This is a genomic window from Achromobacter veterisilvae (assembly GCF_900496975.1).
Taxonomy (GTDB): domain Bacteria; phylum Pseudomonadota; class Gammaproteobacteria; order Burkholderiales; family Burkholderiaceae_B; genus Achromobacter; species Achromobacter veterisilvae.
Genome location: NZ_UFQC01000041.1, coordinates 14,913 through 34,002, shown reverse-complemented (window position 1 = coordinate 34,002; position 19,090 = coordinate 14,913). Strand labels below are relative to the sequence as shown.

Annotated in this window: 16 protein-coding genes; 6 read left to right on the top strand and 10 right to left on the bottom strand. The window is 68.2% G+C overall.

Annotated elements, in window-relative coordinates:
* Positions 1 to 47 precede the first annotated feature (47 nt).
* The 3 genes from AVE30378_RS26890 to AVE30378_RS26880 all read right to left on the bottom strand — a co-directional run bounded on the left by AVE30378_RS26890 (position 48) and on the right by AVE30378_RS26880 (position 4,329).
* Positions 48 to 1,646: a methyl-accepting chemotaxis protein gene (locus tag AVE30378_RS26890; protein WP_129245372.1), complete on the bottom strand. Its 1,599-nt coding sequence runs from the start codon at positions 1,644 to 1,646 to the stop codon at positions 48 to 50.
* A 200-nt stretch (positions 1,647 to 1,846) separates the two neighbouring features.
* A complete protein-coding gene (gene lolB, locus AVE30378_RS26885) occupies positions 1,847 to 2,389 on the bottom strand; it encodes a lipoprotein insertase outer membrane protein LolB (RefSeq protein ID WP_129245420.1) in 543 nt (180 codons plus the stop codon).
* 53 nt (positions 2,390 to 2,442) lie between these two features.
* Complete coding sequence (locus AVE30378_RS26880) at positions 2,443 to 4,329, bottom strand: tetratricopeptide repeat protein (RefSeq protein WP_129245369.1); 1,887 nt, start codon at positions 4,327 to 4,329, stop codon at positions 2,443 to 2,445.
* Between AVE30378_RS26880 and mutM the strand changes: the two genes are divergently transcribed.
* The 4 genes from mutM to AVE30378_RS26860 all read left to right on the top strand — a co-directional run bounded on the left by mutM (position 4,328) and on the right by AVE30378_RS26860 (position 8,257).
* Positions 4,328 to 5,155, top strand: coding sequence for a bifunctional DNA-formamidopyrimidine glycosylase/DNA-(apurinic or apyrimidinic site) lyase (gene mutM / locus AVE30378_RS26875; protein WP_129245367.1), 828 nt, complete (start codon positions 4,328 to 4,330; stop codon positions 5,153 to 5,155). The two genes, AVE30378_RS26880 and mutM, sit on opposite strands and share 2 nt — an antisense overlap.
* A gap of 138 nt (positions 5,156 to 5,293) precedes the next feature.
* Positions 5,294 to 6,247 carry an MBL fold metallo-hydrolase gene (locus AVE30378_RS26870; RefSeq protein WP_129245365.1) on the top strand — a complete coding sequence of 318 codons (954 nt, stop codon included), beginning with the start codon at positions 5,294 to 5,296 and terminating at the stop codon, positions 6,245 to 6,247.
* Between the two features lie 117 nt (positions 6,248 to 6,364).
* Positions 6,365 to 8,044, top strand: a complete 1,680-nt coding sequence (locus tag AVE30378_RS26865) for an FAD-dependent oxidoreductase (protein ID WP_129245363.1) — start codon at positions 6,365 to 6,367, stop codon at positions 8,042 to 8,044.
* 18 nt (positions 8,045 to 8,062) lie between these two features.
* Positions 8,063 to 8,257 (top strand): DUF2783 domain-containing protein, encoded by a 195-nt coding sequence (locus AVE30378_RS26860; protein WP_129245361.1) that lies wholly within the window; start codon positions 8,063 to 8,065, stop codon positions 8,255 to 8,257.
* A gap of 176 nt (positions 8,258 to 8,433) precedes the next feature.
* On the opposite strand, the gene AVE30378_RS26855 is transcribed toward AVE30378_RS26860, so the two are convergent.
* Positions 8,434 to 9,345 carry a LysR family transcriptional regulator gene (locus AVE30378_RS26855; protein WP_129245358.1) on the bottom strand — a complete coding sequence of 304 codons (912 nt, stop codon included), beginning with the start codon at positions 9,343 to 9,345 and terminating at the stop codon, positions 8,434 to 8,436.
* 166 nt (positions 9,346 to 9,511) lie between these two features.
* Between AVE30378_RS26855 and hmgA the strand changes: the two genes are divergently transcribed.
* Positions 9,512 to 10,810 (top strand): homogentisate 1,2-dioxygenase, encoded by a 1,299-nt coding sequence (gene hmgA, locus AVE30378_RS26850; protein WP_129245356.1) that lies wholly within the window; start codon positions 9,512 to 9,514, stop codon positions 10,808 to 10,810.
* A gap of 94 nt (positions 10,811 to 10,904) precedes the next feature.
* Complete coding sequence (gene fahA, locus AVE30378_RS26845) at positions 10,905 to 12,224, top strand: fumarylacetoacetase (protein ID WP_129245354.1); 1,320 nt, start codon at positions 10,905 to 10,907, stop codon at positions 12,222 to 12,224.
* A 25-nt stretch (positions 12,225 to 12,249) separates the two neighbouring features.
* Here the strand turns inward: fahA and AVE30378_RS26840 are convergent, their stop codons facing one another.
* The 6 genes from AVE30378_RS26840 to AVE30378_RS26815 form a co-directional block, all read right to left on the bottom strand.
* Positions 12,250 to 13,152: an acyltransferase gene (locus AVE30378_RS26840; RefSeq protein ID WP_129245418.1), complete on the bottom strand. Its 903-nt coding sequence runs from the start codon at positions 13,150 to 13,152 to the stop codon at positions 12,250 to 12,252.
* Between the two features lie 196 nt (positions 13,153 to 13,348).
* On the bottom strand, positions 13,349 to 15,244 hold the full coding sequence (locus AVE30378_RS26835; protein ID WP_129245352.1) for an LTA synthase family protein: 1,896 nt from the start codon (positions 15,242 to 15,244) through the stop codon (positions 13,349 to 13,351).
* 148 nt (positions 15,245 to 15,392) lie between these two features.
* Entirely contained in the window at positions 15,393 to 16,121 is a 729-nt protein-coding gene (locus AVE30378_RS26830) for a FadR/GntR family transcriptional regulator (protein ID WP_129245350.1), read from the bottom strand.
* Between the two features lie 89 nt (positions 16,122 to 16,210).
* Positions 16,211 to 16,960: a phosphatase PAP2 family protein gene (locus AVE30378_RS26825; protein WP_129245348.1), complete on the bottom strand. Its 750-nt coding sequence runs from the start codon at positions 16,958 to 16,960 to the stop codon at positions 16,211 to 16,213.
* A 62-nt stretch (positions 16,961 to 17,022) separates the two neighbouring features.
* Positions 17,023 to 18,375 carry a sensor histidine kinase gene (locus AVE30378_RS26820; protein WP_129245346.1) on the bottom strand — a complete coding sequence of 451 codons (1,353 nt, stop codon included), beginning with the start codon at positions 18,373 to 18,375 and terminating at the stop codon, positions 17,023 to 17,025.
* Positions 18,372 to 19,088: a response regulator transcription factor gene (locus tag AVE30378_RS26815; RefSeq protein WP_129245344.1), complete on the bottom strand. Its 717-nt coding sequence runs from the start codon at positions 19,086 to 19,088 to the stop codon at positions 18,372 to 18,374. The genes AVE30378_RS26820 and AVE30378_RS26815 overlap by 4 nt, the downstream gene beginning before the upstream one ends.
* Between the last annotated feature and the right edge of the window lie 2 nt (positions 19,089 to 19,090).

Sequence of the window (19,090 nt, the reverse complement as noted above, 5' to 3'; positions counted from 1 at the left end):
CTGCGCCGGCCGCCGCGCGCCATGAACGGCGGCGCGGCGGGCATGGCTCATGCGAGCCGCGGAGAGGCGCCCGGCGCCAGCCTGGCCGCCGCCGCGTCGATCACGCGGCCCTCGGGCAGTTTGAACACCGCCACCGAACCGGCAAGCTGGCGCGCCTGCTCTTCCAGCGCGCCGGCCGCCGCCGCGGCTTCTTCCACCAGCGCGGCGTTCTGCTGCGTCACGCTATCCATTTGCGAGACGGCGCGATTGACCTGGTCGATGCCGGTGGCCTGCTCCTCGGACGCGACGGAGATCTCGCCCATCAGGCTGGTCACGCGCTGCACGGATTCGACGATTTCGCGCATCGTGGCGCCCGCGTTCTCCACTTGCTCGGAACCCATGTCGACCTTTTGCGCGGAATCCTCGATGAGCTGCTTGATTTCCTTGGCGGCGGCGGCGCTGCGCTGCGCCAGCGTCCGCACCTCGCTCGCCACGACCGCGAAGCCCTTGCCCTGTTCGCCGGCGCGCGCCGCTTCCACCGCCGCATTGAGCGCCAGGATGTTGGTCTGGAAGGCGATGCCGTCGATCACGCCGACGATATCGGCGATGCGCGACGAACTGCCGGAAATGGCGCGCATGGTTTCCACCACGCTGGACACGGCCTCTCCGCCGCGTTGCGCGACCGCCGCCGACGCGGCCACCATGCGGTTTGCCTCAAGCGCGGTATCCGCGTTCTGCCTCACCGTCGTGGCCAGCTCTTCCATGCTGGCCGCGGTTTCCTCGAGCGACGCGGCCTGCTCTTCCGTGCGGCTGGAAAGATCGGCGTTGCCGGACGAAATCTCGCGCGCGCCGACGTTGATCTCATCGACGCCGCGGCGCACGGCCGACACGGTGCGCACCAGGCTGTCCTGCATGCTCTTGAGCGCGGCCAGCAGCACCCCGATCTCGTTCCTGCCGCGGTCCGCCACGCGGCGCGTCAGGTCGCCTTCGGCGATGCGGCGGAAGATCTCGCCGGCCTCCAGCAGCGGACGCAGGATCATGCGGCGGATCAGCACGTGCGCGCCCACGGCCATCAGCAGGCCCAGCGCCAGGATCCCGGCCAGCAGGGATGTGAACAGGGTGTGGAAAACGGAAATCTCGTCCATGACGCCTTGGCCCGTGCCCTCGGCGCGCAGGATGAAGGTGTCGCGCTCGCTCATGAGCCGTTCCTGCACCTGCTGGGTGCCCTGCTTGAAGTAGGCATCCATATCGCCGGCCTCGAGCACCCGGCTTACGTTCTGAAGATTGGCGCTGAACTTGCCGTAGGCATCGATCAGGCTGGCCGATTCGGTTTTTTCCTCGGCGGCCAGTCCGCCGGAAAATCCCTGGAACGCGCGGTCGGCCGAAACGATGCGCTGGCGCGCCTGCTGCAGCGACGTCGCATCGCTGGCGTTGCCCTGCGCGACACGGGTCGCGTAGCGGCTCAGGTCGGTGCGCGCCGCCACCAGGGACAGCGCGGCGGAATTCACCGCATTGACCTGCTGAGAGGAAAGGCGATAGAGCTGCGCGACGTCCTGGTTGGTTTGCCACAAGGCGGCAAAGCCCATGCCTCCCACCAGCAACTGGAAGGTGAAAAATATCGCGATGATTCCCAATAGCATCGTCGCGATGCGCGTGTTCCTGAACATAGCCATTCTCCATAAGGGCGGCGGCAACGATCGTCGACGCCGCATTGCAGCCCTCGGCACGAACCGCGGACGGGGGCAGGGAGAATTATTCAGTCAAGACAATATATTTCAATTAGTAACGAAAGCGAATTTGCGACGCCTGTTTCTTCGATTGAAACTCACGCGATGTGATAAGGGTTAACCCGGATAAGACCGTGAATTCAGGGCTGGTTGACGACCAGCCGCAGCAGGATGCGGCGGCCCGGCTCCTGACGTTCCAGGACCAGCAACTGCGGCCCCAGCGCGTCGTAGCGCGACAGCCGCGCGCGCCAGCCGCCCTGCTCGAAGGCCGCGGGGCGGCCCAGTTCGTCGCGGGACACCTCGGTGGCTTCCGGTTGCGCGGCCAGCTTGCCGCGCAGCCAATCGCGCAGGCCGGACACGGGCACGCTGCTGCCCAGCGCTTCCTCGGCCAGCGAATCGGGATTGTCGGCGACCAGGCGCGTGCCGTCGGACTTGGTGAGGCTGGCCGCGCCGGGCCGCCCTTCCACGCGCGCCTCGGTCGAACCCAACGGATTGGTCAGGTCCAGCACGTAGCGGCGGCCGTCGTCCGACCACGAAAAGCCGCCCTGCACGGCGTTCTGCTTGCCGCTTTCTTCGTTGACGGTGAGCGCGAAGCGGCCGATGCGGGAAAACGCGTCGGCGCCGGCGCCTTCGATAGGTTTGGGCGTGGTGCAGGCGGCCAGCGCGGCGGCCAGCATCGCCATCAGCGCCCAGCGCAACAGCGCCGCGGCGCCGCGCGGGCGCGGAATGCCAAGGGTCACAGGCCGACCCCCAGGCGCTTGATCACGTCCTGGACGGTCTTGTTCTTCGGATCCTTCTGCAGCGCGGCGCGCAGCAGTTCGGTGGCCTGGTCGCGCTTGCCCTGGCTCCAGAGGACTTCCGCCAGGTGGGCCGCGATGTCGGCTTCCGGACGCACGCTGTAGGCGCGGCGCAGGTAGTCGGCGGCGGCCGTGGAATCGCCCATCCGGTACTTGACCCAGCCCATGCTGTCCAGGATGAAGGGATCGTTGGGCGCCAGTTCCAGCGCCTGGGTGATCAGGTCCAGGGCCTCGGGCAGCCGCTGGTTGTGGTCGGCCAGCGTGTAGCCCAGCGCGTTGTAGGCGTGCGCGTGGTCCGGGTCCAGCGCGATGACCTGGCGCAGCATGCGCTCCAGGTCGGCGAGACGGTCCTGGCGTTCATAGAGCATGGCCAGTTCGTACTTGATCTCGACCGTGTCCGGCATCGCCTGGTCGGCCGCTTCCAGCACCGAGACCGCCTGCGGCACGCGGTCGGCGTCGCGCAGGATCTGGGCCTTGGTCAGCACGCCCAGCGTGCGTTCTTCGTCGTCCTGGGGGCCGGCGGCGTCGATCAGGGCCAGCGCGCCGTCCACGTTGCCGCTCTTGGCGCGCAGCGCGGCCTGGCGCATGCGCACGGAATAACGCAGGGTCTGGTCTTCGATGCGGCCGAGTTCCGCGATGGCTTCGTCGTAGTGCCCCTGGTCCTCGGCGATCCGGGCCAGCAGCACGTGGGCGTCGGCGGCCGCGGCGCCGGCGTCGGTCGCGCCCGGCACGGTGGCGCGCTGGCGCTGGTTCTGCACGTCCAGGTATTGCTGGAGCAGCGTCTTGGCTTGCGGCAGTTGCCCGGCCTTGTAGGCCAGTTGGGCCTGCATGAAAAGCAGGTCGAAATCCTCCGGGGAACGGCGCGACATGGCCTGCAATTCGGCCAGGGCGCCGTTGTAGTCGCCGCTGTCGGCCAATTGGCCGGCCAGCATCAGGCGCACCTTGCGGGCATTGGGATTGCGGGCGACGTAGGCGCGGGCCTCGGCCTGCGCGCGCTGCGGATCCACCTTGGAGCCGTATTCCAGCACGCGCTGGGCGGCGGCCTCGGACCTGGGATCGGCGGCCAGGGCCGCGCGGGATTCCTGGGCGGCGCGTTCGTAGTCGCCCGAGGCGGAGGCCACGTCCGCCAGCGCCAGGTGCGCGGCGGGCAGCTTGCGCACGCTGTCGCTCAGGGATTCGTCCAGGATGCGCAGGGCCAGGCGGCGGTCGTTGAGCCGGCTCAGCACGGCCAGGGCCTGGCCGATGGCGGCGGGTTTGTCGCGGGAGGCGTCGATGCGGTTGCGCAGCGCCTGGGACAGGCCCTTGGTCTGGCCGTTGGCGGCCGCCAGCGCCAGCTCGGTGGAACTGGCCTCGATATCGTTGGGAGACAGGCGCGCCCACACGCGGGCGGCTTCCAGCGCGCCGGGCAGGTTGCCTCCGGCCAGTTGGAATTCCAGGGCGCGGCGGGCCAGGCGGGGATCTCCGGTGTCCCGGGCCAGGCCGAGCATGGTGGTCGCCGCCGAGCCGTACATGCCCCGCTGCGCGGCGATTTCGGATGCCAGCACGCGATAGAAGATGTCGGCGGTCAGCGATACGTAGGGCAGTTGGCCTGGACGCAGGCGGATCACCTCGGTTTCCGGCTGGCGGCTCTGGGGCGCCATGCGGGGCCCGGTGGCATCGCGGGTCCGGCTGTCGGCGGCCTGCGCCGGCGGGGTCAGTATTGCTGCCAGCGCAAGCGCCAGCGCGGCAATCCCGATGTTCATTGGTTTGAAAGACGACTTCACGCGGCCCGTCCGGTTGATGGCACAATCTTCGTACACGCAATTGATGATCTTACACTGGCTCATGCCGGAACTGCCTGAAGTCGAAACTACGCGTCGAGGAATCGACGCCGTCATCACCGGCCGGACGCTGACGCGGCTGGTCGTCCACGAATCCCGCATGCGCTGGCCCATCCCGCCCGACCTGCCGGCGCTGGTCGGCGGCCGCGCCGTGCTGGAGTGCGCGCGCCGCGGCAAGTATCTGCTGCTGCGCTTCGAACACGGCACCCAGATCGTGCACCTGGGCATGTCGGGATCGCTGCGCAGCGTCGCCCCGGGCGAATTCCTGCGCAAGCACGACCACGTCGAGTGGATCTTCGAGCAGGCTGTGCTGCGCCTGCACGATCCGCGGCGCTTCGGCGCGGTGCTGTGGCATCCCGAATCCGGCGGCCCCATCGAAGACCACCCGCTGCTGGCCAAGCTGGGCATCGAGCCCTTCGACCCGCGTTTCGACGGCGCGTGGCTGCACCGCCACTTCAAGAACCACGGCGCCGCCGTCAAGCAGGTGCTGCTGGCGGGCATGGCGGTGGTGGGCGTGGGCAATATCTACGCATCGGAAAGCCTGTTCCGGGCCCGGATCAACCCCAAGACCCCGGCGAACAAGCTGTCGCCGGCCCGCTGCGACCGGCTGGCGGACATGGTGCGCGCCACCCTGGCCGACGCCCTGACCTCGGGCGGCAGCACCCTGCGCGACTATGTCGGGGCGACGGGCGAGCCCGGGGCCTACTTCGAGATCCACGCGGCGGTCTACGAACGGGAAGGCCTGCCCTGCCGCGTCTGCGCCACCCCGATCCGGCGCTTCGTGCAGGGCCAGCGCGCCACCTACTACTGCCCGAAATGCCAAAGGAATTGACCCTCCGCCCCGGGGAAACTCGCGGGAAACCCCTGTAAAAACAAGGGCATTCGTTTATAGCAAACGTATTGCACAAATACTAACGCCGCGCTATATTCCTTCCATTCCCCTATTCCTATAACAGTGGAAGGAGCCTCCATGAGCAAGCAATTCGCCTCGCACGCCGACCTGGAAGACAAGGTCGTCTCGTTCGAAAAACTGTCCGACAACGCCTACGCCTACACCGCCGAAGGCGACCCCAACACGGGAGTGATCATCGGCGACGAGGCCGTCATGGTGATCGACACCCAGGCCACTCCCGTCATGGCGCAGGACGTGATCCGCCGCATCCGCGAAGTCACCGACAAGCCCATCAAGTACATCCTGCTGTCGCACTACCACGCCGTGCGCGTGTTCGGCGCGTCCGCCTACAACGCCCAGGAAATCCTGGCCAGCCGCGACACCTACGACCTGATCGCCGAGCGCGGCGAGCAGGACAAGGCCAGCGAGATCGGCCGCTTCCCGCGCCTGTTCCGCAACGCCGAATCGATTCCGCCCGGCCTGGTCTGGCCGACGATGACGTTCAAGGGCGAAATGACCGTCAACCTGGGCAACCTGGAAGTCAAGCTGCTGCAGGTGGGCCGCGGCCACACCAAGGGCGACACCATCGCCTGGCTGCCCGAGCAGAAGATCCTGTTCGCCGGCGACCTGGTCGAATACCAGTCCACCCCGTATTGCGGCGACGCCTACTTCCGCGACTGGCCGACGACGCTCGACGCGCTGTCGGGTTTCGAGGCCGAGAAAATGGTTCCCGGCCGCGGCCCCGCGCTGAAGAACGCCACCGAAGTCCGCCAGGGCCTGGCCGGCACCCGCGCCTTCCTGACCGACCTGTACGGCGCCGTGAACCGCGGCGTGGCCGAAGGCAAGGACCTGAAGGCCATCTACCGCGAGGTCTACGACTTCATGAAGCCGCGCTACAGCGACTGGGTGATCTTCGACCACTGCATGCCGTTCGACGTGTCGCGCGCCTATGACGAGGCCACCGGCTACACCGACCCGCGCATCTGGACGGACAAGCGCGACCTGGAAATGTGGGCGCAACTGGAAAGCTGATCCCGCAGGGGCCGCCCATGGCGGCTCCGCCCCGCCAAGCAGGGACCGGAATCGCGCGCCGCACTGGCTGCGCGGCTTCGGCACATAAAAGCAAAATGACCCACACAGGAGACAACCGTGGGAGACATCGACTTTCAGGCGATGGAGTTCGCCTATGAGAAGCACGCCGACCAGGCCGCCAGCGCGCTCGCGCGGCACCAGGTCGTGGTCGTGGGAGCCGGCCCGGTCGGGCTGAGCGCCGCGCTGGACCTCGCCCGGCAGGGCGTGCGCGTGGTCGTGCTGGACGACGACTTCCGCCTGTCCACCGGATCGCGCGCCATCTGTTTTTCCAAGCGCACGCTGGAAATCTGGGACCGCCTGGGCGTCGGCCAGCGCATGATCGACAAGGGCGTGTCGTGGAACGTGGGCAAGGTGTTCTTCCGCGAACAGGAAGTGTGGCGCTTCGACCTGCTGCCCGAACCCGGCCATCGCCGCCCCGCCTTCATCAACCTGCAGCAGTACTACGCCGAAGGCTATCTGTACGAGCAGGCGCGCCAGGAACCCAACATCGATCTGCGCTGGAAGAACAAGGTCGTCGCCGTGGCCCAGGCGGACGACGGCGTGACGCTGACCGTGGAAACGCCCGACGGCTCGTATCCGCTGCACGCGGACTGGCTGATCGCCTGCGACGGCGCGCGTTCGCCGGTGCGCAAGCTGATCGGCCAGGAAAGCCATGGCCGCATCTTCCGCGACCGCTTCCTGATCGCCGACGTCAAGATGCATGCGGACTTCCCGACCGAACGCTGGTTCTGGTTCGATCCGCCGTTCCATCCCAACCAGTCCGTGCTGCTGCACCGGCAGCCGGACAATGTCTGGCGCATCGACTTCCAGCTAGGCTGGAACGCCGATCCGGCCGAGGCCGTCAAGCCGGAAAACGTGCTGCCGCGCATCCGCGCCCTGCTCGGCCCCGACGCGCGCTTCGAACTGGAATGGGTCAGCGTCTACACCTTCGCGTGCGAGCGCATGGACAAGTTCCGCCACGGACGCATCGTGTTCGCAGGCGATGCCGCGCACCGCGTTTCGCCGTTCGGCGCGCGCGGCGCCAACAGCGGCGTGCAGGACGCGGAAAACCTGGCATGGAAGCTCAGGCTGGTGCTGGCCGGCCAGGCGCCCGAAACGCTGATCGACAGCTACGGCACCGAACGCGAATACGCCGCCGACGAGAACATCCTGAATTCGTCGCGCGCCACCGACTTCATCACGCCCAAGAGCGACATCAGCCGCAGTTTCCGCAACGCGGTCCTGAACCTGGCCAAGACCCACCCCTTCGCGCGGTCGCTGGTCAACAGCGGCCGCCTGTCGCTGCCCGCCACCTATGCGGGCTCACCGTTGAACACGCCCGACGAGGACGCCTTCGCGGGCCGCATGGTGCCTGGCGCCGTCGCCCTGGACGCGCCGGTGGAAACGCGGGGCGCGCCGGACTGGTGGCTGTCGCAACTGGACGGCGAATTCTCGCTGGCGCTGTTCTGCGGCGACGCCCTGCCCGGCCGCGACACGCTGCTCGCCCTGCAGGCGCTGCGCATGGCGCCCGTTCCGGTCAAGGCCGTCCTGGTGGCCAGCCCGCAATGCGATCTGTCCGCTCTGCCCGGGGAGCTGGCCGCGGTGACGGACCGCGAAGGCTGCCTGGGCAAGCGCTACGACGCGCAGGCCGGCACGGCCTACCTGATCCGCCCCGACCAGCACATCGCCGCGCGCTGGCGCGCCTTCGACGCCGCGGCCATTGCCGCGGCGGTCAACCGCGCCACGGGCCGCGCCTGAATTCCGAGGTCACTCACCATGCTGATTACCGAAACCAACCTGGTCTCGCCGGACGACTTCTACGAAGCCCTGATCGACACCCACCGCGACCTGAGCAACGAGCAAAGCCAGGAACTGAACGCGGCGCTGATCCTGCTGCTGGCCAACCACCTCGGCGACATGGACGTGCTGCGCGAAGCCCTGCGCCAGGCACGCGCCTCGGTGGCGCCGTAGGATGGGTGAAGCGCGAGAGTTTCGGCACAAGAACGCAACTGCCCAACGCGCGCAACCCATGCGGCCGTGGGCAGATTGTGCCTGGCATCGGCCGGAAAACAATCGATTGCGGCCGCATGGGTTTCGCGCGTTGGGCGCCTGGGTTCTAGCTTAAGAACTCTCGCGCTCCACCCATCCTACGCCCCCCCGACCGCGAACGTATTGACGATCAGCGCGCGCAGCCACTGGTTGCCGCCATCGCGGTCCACCCTGCGCTGCCAGTACATATTGGTCTGTAGCGCGGGAACCCTCACCGGCGGCGTCATGAAGCGCAGGCCGAACGGCGGCGCGGCGCTGGCGGCCAGTTTCTCGGGCACCGTGGCCAGCAGATCGGTGGCGCTCACGATGTACGGCACGGCCGAGAAATGCGGCACGCTGAAGTGTTCGGCCAGGTCCACGCCCGCGCGCTCCATGGACTGGTTGACCTGTCCGTAGGGCGCGGCCCGCGACACGATCAAGTGCCGTTCGGCGCGGAACGCCTTGATGCCCATGCCCGCATGCGCGGTCGGATGCGCCTGCCGGAACAGGGTCGCGTAGCCCTGGCGGAACAGCATGCGCTGCAGGGTGCCCGCCCCCATTTCATCGAAGGCGCCGATCGCCAGGTCGACGCGTCCCGATTCCATTTCCCGCGGCAGGTCCGGCCCCTGGACGCGCACGGAATCGATGCGCACCTGCGGCGCGACCTGCACGCACACCTCCATCAGCCGGGGCATGAAATGGATTTCGCCCACGTCCGTCATCGCGACCCGGAACCGGCGGCTGCTGGTGGCGGCGTCGAACGCGTCCTGGTCCCGCAGCGCCTGCGACAGCATGGTCAGCGCTTCGCTGACGGGGCCCGCCAGGCGCTGCGCGCGCGGCGTGGGCAGCATGCCCTGCCCCGTGCGCACGAACAGATCGTCGCCGAAGGCTTCGCGCAGGCGGCGCAGCGCGTTGCTGACGGCCGGCTGCGACAGGTCCATCCGCCGCGCCACGGCCGACAGGTTGCGGTCTTCGAGCAGGTGCTGGAACAGCAGCAGCAGATTCAGGTCGACGTCGCGCAGCTCTGCCATGGGGCCTCCTACTATTCATAAAATTTATAGTCTCTATTTTTGCATTCCCGTAGCCGCAACGGGGTTTTTTTCCGACAATGGCATATCGCCCTGCGGACGCCGTCCGGACGGGCCATCTGAACCAGGCCGCGCGGCCAAGCACCGCGCCGCCGCCCAGGAGGATTCCATGGAACTGCAATACCAGACCGGTTTCGGCAACGATTGCGCCACCGAGGCCCTGCCCGGCGCGCTGCCGCTGGGCCGCAATTCGCCCCAGCAATGTCCCTATGGCCTGTATGCCGAACAACTGTCCGGCACCGCCTTCACCGCGCCGCGCAGCGAAAATCGCCGCTCCTGGCTGTACCGTATCCGCCCGGGCGCCCAGCACAAGCCCTTCGAGCCCTTCGAGGGCGCCTCCGGCTGGCTCAGCACGTTCGGCCACGGCCCCGTGACGCCCAACCAGTTGCGCTGGAGCCCGCTGCCGATCCCCACGGCCCCCACCGATTTCCTGGAAGGGATGAAGACCTGGGGCGGCAACGGCGGCCCCGACGAGCAGGGCGGCGTGGGCATCCATCTGTACGCGGCCAACCGGTCGATGCAGGGCCGCTACTTCTACAACGCCGATGGCGAACTGATGCTGGTTCCCCAGCAGGGCCGCCTGCGGCTGGCCACGGAGCTTGGCCTGATCGACCTGGAGCCCCTGGAAATCGCCGTCATCCCGCGCGGCGTGCGTTTCCGCGTGGAACTGCTGGACGGCTCCGCCCGCGGCTACATGCTGGAGAACTTCGGCGCGGCGCTGCGCCTGCCGGAACTGGGCCCGATCGGCTCGAACTGTCTGGCCAACGCGCGCGACTTCAAGACGCCGGTAGCCTGGTATGAAGACGTGGAAGGCGATTTCGAGCTGATCGCCAAATTCACTGGCGGATTCTGGCGCGCCTCCATCGGCCATTCCCCGCTGAACGTCGTCGCCTGGCACGGCACGCACGCGCCCTACAAGTACGACCTGCGCAACTTCAACACCATCGGCTCGATCAGCTACGACCACCCGGATCCCTCGATCTTCACCGTGCTGACCGCGCCCTCGGACACCCCGGGAACGGCCAACATGGACTTCGCGATCTTCCCGCCGCGTATCCTGGCCATGGAAAACACCTTCCGTCCGCCCTGGTTCCACCGCAACATCGCCAGCGAATTCATGGGCCTGATCCAGGGCGTCTACGACGCCAAGGCCGACGGCTTCGCCCCCGGCGGCGCCAGCCTGCACAACTGCATGAGCGGCCACGGCCCCGACGCCGAAACCTTCGAAAAGGCCTCCCACGCCGACACCAGCACCGCCCACTACATCCGCGACACGATGGCGTTCATGTTCGAAACGCGGCGCGTCATCCGCCCGACGGAACAGGCGCTGGCCTCGGTAGAATTGCAGGGCGACTATTACCGGTGCTGGCAGGGCCTCGCCAAGCATTTCGATCCCAAGAAGGCGTGACGCGAAAGCCCCGGCTTTCCCCACCCGCGGCGATGCGCGCAAGCGCATCGCCGTTTGGCGTTACGAATCACTAAACCCAAAGAGACACGCAGCCATGACTCCCTCCATCAATGAAACCCACGATCCGTCCCTGAAGAGCTGGGTCGCCAGCGCCAACACGGGCGCGTCGGACTTTCCGGTGCAGAACCTGCCCTACGCCTCGTTCCGCCGCAAGGGCGCTTCCGAGCCGTTCCGGGTGGGCGTCGCCATCGGCGACCAGATCCTGGACCTGGCCGCGCTGGCCGCCAAGCAGCCGTTCGAAGGCTTGGCCGCCGAAGCCCTGGCCGCCTGCGCCGCCGACAGCCTGAACGGCCTGATGGCGCTGGGCCAGGCCCACTGGAGCGCGCTGCGCCTGGCGCTGTCCCGCGCGCTGCGCGAAGGCGCCGCGCTGCGCGACACCATCGCCCCGCTGCTGGCGGCCCAGGCCGACGCGGAATACGCCACGCCGGCGCGTATCGGGGACTACACCGACTTCTATATCTCGGTGCACCACGCCACCGCGGTGGGCAAGCAGTTCCGCCCCGACAATCCCCTGCTGCCGAACTACAAGTGGGTGCCCATCGGCTACCACGGCCGCGCGTCCAGCATCGGCGTGGACCAGAAGTTCCCCCGTCCCGTCGGCCAGACCCGCCCCGCCAACGAGGGCGAAGCGCCGCAATTCGGCCCCTGCGCCCGCCTGGACTACGAACTGGAACTGGGCATCTTCGTGGGCACCGGCAACGCGCAGGGCGACCGGATCGCCCTGGCCGACGCCGAATCGCACGTGTTCGGCCTGTGCATCCTGAACGACTGGTCGGCCCGCGACATCCAGGCCTGGGAATACCAGCCCCTCGGCCCCTTCCTGGCCAAGAACTTCGCCTCCACGATCTCCCCCTGGGTCGTCACCCTGGAAGCGCTGGAACCGTTCCGCACGCAATGGAACCGCGGCCCGTCCGAGCCGCAGCCGATGCCCTACCTGGCATCCGACGCCAACCGCGCCAAGGGCGCCTTCGACGTGCAGATGGAAGTGCTGCTGACCACCGAGAAGTCGCGCGCCGAAAAGCAGCCGCCCGCCTTCCTGTCGCGCAGCAACTTCCGCGACGCCTACTGGAACGTGGCGCAATTGATCACGCATCACACGGTCAACGGCTGCAACCTGCAACCGGGCGACATGCTGGGCACCGGCACGCTGTCCGGTCCGCAGGCATCCGAAGCCGGCTCGCTGCTTGAATTGAGCAACGGCGGAAAGAGCCCGATCGAACTGCCCTGGGGCGAGAAGCGCACCTTCCTGCAGGATGGCGATCAGGTCATCATGCGGGCCGAATGCGTGAAGGCGGGATACCCGCGGATCGGATTCGGGGAAAGTTCGGGCACGGTGCTGCCGGCGCGCGTTTGATTTCCCGGGCTGCCGGCGCCCGCGCTCAGTTGGCGCGGCGCGCCATCAGCCTCTCGACCTCCTCGTCCTTGGCTTGCCACTGCCGGCCCAGCCAATGGTGGAATTCCGTGCGGAAGGCCTTGTCCCGGGTGTAATCGGCGCCGCAGAACTCGGGCGGCACCGGCAGTTGCCGCATGCGCACGGCCACCGGGCCGGCGCGGCCGCAGGCCAGGTCCCAGAAGCTGGGTATCCCCTCCGGGTACGCGATGGTGGCGTCTATCATCGAACGAAAGCGCGTGCCCATCGCGTTCAGCGCCACCGCCAGCCCGCCCGCCTTGGGCTTGAGCAGATGGCGGTACGGCGAGGACTGCGAGGCGCGCTTGGCCTCGGTAAAGCGCGTGCCCTCGACGAACACCATCACGCTGGTCGGCACCAGCGAGAACTTCGCGCAGGCGCGCCGCGCGGCCTCCTGGTCCTCGCGCCCCAGAGCCGGATTGCGGCGCAGCTCGGCCTTGCCGTGGCGTTTCATGAACGGGAAGTCCAGCGCCCACCAGGCCAGGCCGATCACCGGCACGTAGATCAACTGCTGCTTCAGGAAAAACTTCAGCAGCGGGATGCGCCGGTTCAGCGAGTACTGCAGCACGAAGATGTCCGCCCAGGACTGGTGATTGCAGTTGACCAGATACCAATCCGCGTAGCGCAGCCCGGCGTTGCCCTGGATGTCCCATGGCGCCTGCTGGATCAGCGCGAACCATCCGGCGTTGCTGGACACCCAGGCGGTCGCAATGGCGTTGAGCACCGGGTCGACCCGCCGCCTGACCGCGGCGAAGGGCAGCAGCAGCTTCAGCAGCGCGACGGGGAACAGCAGCAGGCACCAGAATAGCGTGCTGGCGCCCAGCAGAACGACGCTGACCGCGCCGGTTATCCATGCGAACCGGCCGCGCGGCATGGGGAACGCGCGGCGCCGCTGAACGGGATTGCCGGGCTCGTCCGCGCCGCGTTGCGCGGCAGCGGCGGCACGGATCGCTTCCGGGGACTGATCTGGAAAAGTCATGGCCGCCAGTTTGCGACGGCCCGGCGCAAAATGGCTTGCGCAGGATCAAAGCGGCCGCATGCGACGATCCCCGCCCGGCGGGACGGGAACCTCAGGGCAAGCGGTACTTCTCCTCGCGGTATGCCCAGCTTGCCCACAGCGCGTGCGCCAGGGCTTCGTCCATCAGCTTCAGATCCGCGGACGGCGCCGGCTCGTAGATTTCGTCCCGGCCCACCGGCGCCGCCTCGTACCGGAATTCCCTGGGCGGCTTGGAGGGCTCCAGCACCAGCAGCTTGTCGCCTTCCAGGTATCCGAAGTTGTCCGCGTATTGCATCATCGCCCGGTTCGGGTCGCGCTGGGTCAGGTCCGCCCCCAGCATGGGATTCACGTTGTCCAGGCCGATCAGCGACAGCAAGGTGGGCGCCATGTCGATCTGGCTGACTAGGCGGTCGTCCTGGCGGGGCGCGATTCCGGCCCCGAGGATCAGGGCCGGGATCTGGAAATGCCGCACCGGCACCGGGATCGAGCCGTAGACCCGCGAATCGTGGTCGGCGATCACCAGGAACACCGTGTTGTCCCAGTAGGGCGCCTTCCTGGCCTTGTCGAAGAACTGGCCCAGCGCCCAATCCGCGTAGCGCACCGTGTTGTCCACCGAGGCGGGATCCCCGACCGGCGCGATGCGCCCGGCCGGATACTCCCAGGGCGAATGGTTGGTGACCGAGAACGCCAGCGTGAATACCGGCTTACCGCCGTCGGCGCGCAGCAGGCGGTCCACCTGGTTGAACATGTCTTCGTCCGACGCGCCCCAGGATCCCTCGAACACCGGATCCACGAACTTGGGCCGGTCCACGATCTCGTCGAAGCCATTGCCCAGGAAGAAGGCCCGCATGTTGTCGAAGTGCGATTCGCCGCCGTACACGAAGCGCGAATGGTAGCCGTGCCTGCCCAGCAACTGCGCCAGCGTGAAGAAGCCGGTCTGCGAACGCGGCAGCTTCACGACCGCGTCGGCCACGCTGGGCGGAAAGCCCGCGGTGACGGCTTCGATGCCCCGCACCGACCGTGTGCCCGTCGCGTAGGCGCGACGGAACATCCAGCCTTCCTTGGCCAGCCTGTCGATATTGGGCGTCAGGTCGCGCCCGCCCAGGCTGCCCACATACTGCGCGCCCAGGCTTTCCTGCAGGATGATCACCAGGTTCAGGGGCTTGTCCCGCCGCACCGTGGCCTTTTGCTCGTGCAGGCTGGGGTAGCGCGGGTCCAGCGGCGCGCCCGCCATGCCGGCCTCTTCGCGCACGATGGCGTTCATCTTGTCCACCGCCATCTTGGGATACATCGCGGCCGACGAGCGTTCGTCGCGCATGCGATAGGCCGCGTCGAACACGCTGTACAGCGAATTCAGCGCCAGCGCGTTGACCATGGCGTCGGAGCTGAACGCGACCTTGGCCGGATTGATCGGGCGGTGCTCCAGCGTGCCGCGCGCGCCCAGGAACACCAGCGCCAGGATCACGAGCGTGGCCAGCGGCCGCTTCCACCACGCCATGAACGGGTCGCGCACTCGGGCCGGGAACAGCTTGACCGCCATCCATGCCGCAAGCGCCAACGCCACGAAGGCAGCCAGCAGCACGCCCTTGTAGCCCTGCCACAGCATGGACCCGACTTCCTTCGGGTTTAGCAGGTAGATGAAGTACAGCCGGTTGGGCCGCGTGTCGTATTCCGCGATGAACTGGGGCGTGGAGACTTCCAGCAGCGCGTACAGCATCCACCACGCGCGGAACCACCAGGCGGTGATGCGCACGGCCAGCGGCCGGTGCCCGAACCAGGGCGAGAGTACCGCCGGCAGCGCGATCACCATGGACATCAGGCAGACGTCGATGCGCAGGCCGCCCCACAGCAGCGGCGCCAGGCCGCCGGCGGCCTGCACGCGGTCCCACATCCAGAAGGCCAGGCCCAGGCGGGAAAGCGTGAGCAGCGCCAGGACGGCGATGATGAACCGTAGCGTCAGCCGGCGCATGAATCCGCCCTCCGCCGGCCCGGGGATGCCGGCTCAATGAAAGTAACGCTGCTTTGTATGCCGAGCAGAACCATGCCGCCTCGTCGTCGAAAAAATAGGAAAACGGGCAAGATTAACGCGGTTTGGCGCGGCCCACCCGGCGGTCGCCCTATTGCGCGCGCCGCAGGCGCTCGCGGCTGTTGCTCAGGTGGGTGCGCATGGCGGCGCGCGCGCCTTCGGCGTCCTGGCGCACGATGGCGCTGTAGATGTCCTCGTGCTCGAGGTTCACCCGCGCCAGATAGGCGGCCCGGTCTTCATGCGCGAACTTCGCGGAATTGATGCGGGTGCGCGGAATGATGGCCGATCCCAGGTGCGACATGAGGTCCGCGAAATAGCGGTTGTCGGTGGATTGCGCGACCAGCAGGTGGAACTGGAAGTCCGGCGTGACCGTGTCGCCGCCGCTTTCCAGCGCGCGCTTGAACGCGTCCAGCGCGCGCCGCATCTCCTGCAATTGCGCGTCGGTGCGCCGGGCCGCGGCCAGGCTCGCGGCCTCGCTTTCCAGGCAGATGCGCAGCTCCAGCAGCACCAACACGTCGCGCACCGTCGCGATGTCGGCCGGGTCCACCCGGAAGTCGCCGCCGCCGCTGGGCTCCAGCGCGTATGTGCCCACGCCGTGATGCGTTTCGACCAGGCCCGAGGCCTGCAGCCGGGACAGCGCCTCGCGCACGACGGTGCGGCTGACGCCGAACTGGCGCATGATTTCGGATTCGGTCGGCAGCTTGTCGCCCGGCCGGATGTCGCCGCCGCGTATGCGCCCGGAGATGCTTTCCACCAGGCCCTGGGCCAGGCTCCTGGGACGGCGCCGCGGCAGGACGGAGGGTTCGGCGGGAGCGGTCATCGGGGAGGTCCGGAATCGGTTGCACAAAGCGAGACACTGAAAACTCGCGCCTGCCGATTATACGTGGGAGGTTGTACGACAACGTACCGTCATGCGCGCTTCCCGCCGTTGCCGCCGCGACAGGCGGGGATGCCGCCCGCGATGAGCGGATAGAAGAACGCCGCCGCCAGGAACCACAGCAGCGCCGCCGACCAGAGCGTCTGGCTCAGGAAATGGGCGCCTTGCAGGATGCGGACGGCGGAGAAGCTCGCGCCGGCCGCCACGCCGATGGCCAGGCCCCACCAGCGCCACGCCGGCCGCCCCAGCGCCCAGCCCGCGAAATACAGGGTCAGCATCGAATAGCCCGCGCCGGCATGGCCGCTGGGCAGGGCGCCGCCCGCCTTCGCGCGCGCCCAGGTCCACCAGTGCTGGGGATAGGGGGTATATCCGCCCAGCGTATCCAGATCGTAGGGACGGGGCAGCGTCGTATGGTGCTTCAACTGGTTCACCAGGAGCTGCCCGGCCAGACAGGTCGCCGCCACGGCCAGCGCCGGCCCGCGCCACGGCCTCCATGCCGGGATGCGGTAACTGGCCGCCACCACCCCGACGGAAGCCAGCGCGACGCTCACCGGCAAGGCCAGCACCATGCGATGGCCGATCAGGTCGAGCCAGCGGTTGGCGCGCAGCGGGAAATCGTCCAGGGCCGGGTTGAACAGCGCCTGCGCGATGCGCAGGTCCAGCCCGGAGGCATTGGTCCACCAGGCCAGACAGGCCAGGGCGAGCGTGACCGCGATGACGTGGCTGAACAGGTACGGGGCGGCCGCCGGCTTGCGTAGCGCGGGCAGCGATAGGAACGGCATGGTCGATGGGGCGGGCGCGTCGGGAAAACGCAGAGACTACGGCGCCCGCAGTCGAAATTTCGTCAAATCCGGCTTTGCGCGCCGGCCGCCGCCGGCAGATCCGCCCCGCCCTCGAAGCGCAGCGTGAAACGGGTTCCCCGCGCCTCGCCTTGCCGCGAGGATTCGACGGTCAGGGACCACCCCTGCATGTCGCAGACGCGCTTGGCGATCGCCAGGCCCAGCCCGCGCGCCGTTTCGTCGGCCGCCGCCGTGCCGGAATCCCGCATGCGGCCGCTGTAGTAGCGGCGGAACAGGAACGGCAGGTCGTCGGCGGCGATGCCCTTGCCGTCGTCGCCCAGTTCCAGCCCGCCGTCGGCGGCCAGGCGGACGGTCAGCGTCGCCGGCGCGGCGTGTTCCACCGCGTTGCGGACCAGGTTGCGCAATACCGTCAGCAGGGCGTAGCGATCCAGCGTGCGGGCCTGCCCGGCGGGGATCTGGTTGTCGAGCCGCAGCTTCGCCAGCTCCGCCTGGGCCTCGTAGCCTCGCCAGGCGTCTTCCATGCAGGCGGAAAGGTCCACGGGCTCCGGCGGGCGCAGTTGATCCCGCGCCATGGCGCGGGCGCTCTCCAGGCTCACGATGACGTCATCCACGTTGTCCACCACGCGGGTCAGGCGCAGGCGCTGATCCGGGGTCAGCGCCTGGGTCAGCAGCATCAATTCGCTGTCCGAACGGATCGCGGCCAGGGGCGTGCGCACCTCGTGGCTCAGGTTGCCCGCGAATTCGCGCTCGCGGGCGATCGACCTGTCCACCTGATTCTGCACCCGGTTGAAGGCTTCGATCAGCCGGCCCGCCTCGTCGTCGCGCGTCACGGCCATGTCGGGCGACCCGGGCGCCCAGGTCGCCAGCCGGTCCGTCAGGTCCAGCAGCGGGCCGACCGCCACGGCGGCGACGCGCCGCGACAGCGCATAGGCTCCCACCACGCAGATGGCGCCCACGCCCAGCACGATCAGGCCGAAGTCATGGACCCGCTCTTCGTTGTCGGTGGCGTCATACAGCAGGTACACCTTGCCGCGGCTGGTTTCGGCCACCATGACGTGCCAGGTGTACGCGCCCGGCTCGATCAGGTGCAGGCCGCTGTCCAGGGACAGGATTTCCTCGGGGATGCCGGTGGGCCGGTTGCCGTCCACGCTTACCCAGGCGCGCATGGAGCCGCCCAGTTCGCGCACGCCTTCGCGCGGCAGGAAACCGTCGCTGTCGCGCGCGTGCTGGACGAGCCGGTCCATTTCGGTGTTCAGGATGTCGTTGACCAGATCGTCTTCCATCTGGTCGAAGGTCAGGTAGGCCAGCAGGGCGAGCGCGGTCACGAACAGCGCCACCGTTCCCGTCAGCGCCCACACCACGCGCTGGGTCAGGGTGCCGCCCGAGGCGACCGTCATGGCGCCGTCCCGCCGTCCAGGGACAGGCGCCACCCCGTCCCGTGCACGGTCTCGATGCCATCGAAACCGGCGTCGGCCAGCGCGCGGCGCAACAGGTGCACCTGGCTGCGCAGCGCATCCGAGGAAGGCGGCTCATTGCCCCAGAGCACGGATTCCAGTTCTTCGCGCGACACCACCCTGCCCGGATCGCGCAGCAAGGCGTCGATGATGAGGGCGGCCTTGCGCGTCAGGTGGACGGGATTGCCGTTGACGGACACGGCGCGGCTGCGGGTGTCGTACTGCAGGGGGCCGAAGACGCGCACGGAATCCACGGTCGCCCCCTTGGCGCGCTGGATCAGCGCAAGCAGGCGCGCCTCGACCTCGAGCAACGCGAACGGTTTGGTCAGGTAGTCGTCGGCGCCATGCGAGAACCCGGCCAGCTTGTCCTCCAGGCTGTCGCGCGCGGTCAGCATCAGCACGGGCACGTCCAGCCGCCTGTCGTTGCGCAGCGTGTGCAGCACGGCGTTGCCGTCCATGCCCGGCAGGCCGATATCCAGGATCAGGGCATCGAAACGCTGCTCCGCCAGCCGCTGCAGCGCGGCCGGCCCGGAGTAGGCCGTATCGGGCAGGAAGCCCCGCGCCTCGAGGAAGGTATACAGATTGCCGGCGATGATCGCGTCGTCCTCGACGATCAGGATTCTGCAATTCGCGCCCGCAGCGGGACTGGCTGCCATGA

What these genes read in the sequence shown, in the direction of transcription:
- AVE30378_RS26890 (WP_129245372.1), bottom strand. Translation starts at nt 1,646, where the DNA reads ATGTTCAGGAACACGCGCATCGCGACGATGCTATTGGGAATCATCGCG.
- lolB (WP_129245420.1), bottom strand. Translation starts at nt 2,389, where the DNA reads ATGGCGATGCTGGCCGCCGCGCTGGCCGCCTGCACCACGCCCAAACCT.
- mutM (WP_129245367.1), top strand. Translation starts at nt 4,328, where the DNA reads ATGCCGGAACTGCCTGAAGTCGAAACTACGCGTCGAGGAATCGACGCC.
- AVE30378_RS26880 (WP_129245369.1), bottom strand. Translation starts at nt 4,329, where the DNA reads ATGAGCCAGTGTAAGATCATCAATTGCGTGTACGAAGATTGTGCCATC.
- AVE30378_RS26870 (WP_129245365.1), top strand. Translation starts at nt 5,294, where the DNA reads ATGAGCAAGCAATTCGCCTCGCACGCCGACCTGGAAGACAAGGTCGTC.
- AVE30378_RS26860 (WP_129245361.1), top strand. Translation starts at nt 8,063, where the DNA reads ATGCTGATTACCGAAACCAACCTGGTCTCGCCGGACGACTTCTACGAA.
- AVE30378_RS26855 (WP_129245358.1), bottom strand. Translation starts at nt 9,345, where the DNA reads ATGGCAGAGCTGCGCGACGTCGACCTGAATCTGCTGCTGCTGTTCCAG.
- hmgA (WP_129245356.1), top strand. Translation starts at nt 9,512, where the DNA reads ATGGAACTGCAATACCAGACCGGTTTCGGCAACGATTGCGCCACCGAG.
- fahA (WP_129245354.1), top strand. Translation starts at nt 10,905, where the DNA reads ATGACTCCCTCCATCAATGAAACCCACGATCCGTCCCTGAAGAGCTGG.
- AVE30378_RS26840 (WP_129245418.1), bottom strand. Translation starts at nt 13,152, where the DNA reads ATGCCGCGCGGCCGGTTCGCATGGATAACCGGCGCGGTCAGCGTCGTT.
- AVE30378_RS26835 (WP_129245352.1), bottom strand. Translation starts at nt 15,244, where the DNA reads ATGCGCCGGCTGACGCTACGGTTCATCATCGCCGTCCTGGCGCTGCTC.
- AVE30378_RS26830 (WP_129245350.1), bottom strand. Translation starts at nt 16,121, where the DNA reads ATGACCGCTCCCGCCGAACCCTCCGTCCTGCCGCGGCGCCGTCCCAGG.
- AVE30378_RS26825 (WP_129245348.1), bottom strand. Translation starts at nt 16,960, where the DNA reads ATGCCGTTCCTATCGCTGCCCGCGCTACGCAAGCCGGCGGCCGCCCCG.
- AVE30378_RS26820 (WP_129245346.1), bottom strand. Translation starts at nt 18,375, where the DNA reads ATGACGGTCGCCTCGGGCGGCACCCTGACCCAGCGCGTGGTGTGGGCG.
- AVE30378_RS26815 (WP_129245344.1), bottom strand. Translation starts at nt 19,088, where the DNA reads ATGGCAGCCAGTCCCGCTGCGGGCGCGAATTGCAGAATCCTGATCGTC.